A 1,069-nucleotide genomic window follows, 5' to 3' on the forward strand; every position below is an offset into this window, starting at 1 on the left:
TCCGTCTGATACCGCAGTTTAATATACTGCATGGGATTAAACGTAATATACTGTTTTGGAAATACTGCAAAGCGGAAGGACTGCTGCATGACTGCGGAAAAAGAATGGATGTAATCTTTGCTGTAACCCTTTCTCTCTTTTCCGTCGGGATGAACTCCCCCGAAGGAAAGCAAATCAAAAAAGGATTGCAAATGCTCAGAGGTTACATTTTTTAATTTCCGTTCTGCCAGCGGATGTTTCTTAATATTTCGGATTGTTCCGAGGTAATTCTCCACAGTACCATTGCTGAGCGTACCTGTTTTTAATTCCTCCTCTGCCCACACATCCAAAAGTTGTCCGACTGTGAGATTTTCCGCTTTGGCAACAAATTTCTTTTTCTCATAATCATCCATTGCCTGACGGAGCAGTTTTTCAGTTTCACTTTTGCTTTCTGTTCCAACGCATTCTTTCTGAACAAGATTGCCGCTTGCGTCCTCTACATAGAAGCGGTAGTACCATTTCTTTCCTTTTTTTCTTACAGATCCTTTTGCCATAATCGTATGTCTCCTTTCGATATTAGACAATCGGAACTGATGAAATGCTTCGTGCGTGTAAGTATATCATAACTCCGGTTGTCTTACTATACCGATTCGGAATCTTCGTATAAGACTTCTGATAAAAGATTTGCAAGCCTTTGTTCTGCTGTTTTTGGTTTCTTGGAATAGAGCCTTACAACGTCTGCCATCTCATTAAGAGCATTGATGGTAGGAGTGATTTCCCTTAAGAACATAATCTCATTATATTCCTCATTCGATTCAAACCCTATTGTTTTGGCAATATCCGTCTGACCAGCATTCCCCTTGAAATTTTTGCAGGCGAACTGGAAGGAATCCAAAAACAGACCATATTGTTTTAACATCAGCAGTAATAAATCTTTTGAAAAAGCATCTTCTTCTTTGGTAAGGGCAAGCGGTAACTGTTCCAGAATATCTCCCATCGCATCACGAATCTGTAACTCTCTCTTATCCGTAATGTCGGTTTCATATTCATCTGTTTCCCCTTTGAGCCATTCCACAGATACATGGAGTGC

Annotated in this window: 1 protein-coding gene and 1 pseudogene; both read right to left on the minus strand. The window is 40.2% G+C overall.

The genetic code is table 11. The features are described from left to right. Positions 1–533 (minus strand): annotated as a pseudogene (locus tag H8Z82_RS16910) (site-specific integrase); the annotation flags it as partial. 86 nt (positions 534–619) lie between these two features. Further along, a partial coding sequence (locus H8Z82_RS16915) for a transcriptional regulator (protein WP_330608030.1) occupies positions 620–1,069 on the minus strand: 450 nt, incomplete at its 5' end.

The organism is Blautia difficilis, assembly GCF_014297245.1.
Classification (GTDB): domain Bacteria; phylum Bacillota; class Clostridia; order Lachnospirales; family Lachnospiraceae; genus Blautia_A; species Blautia_A difficilis.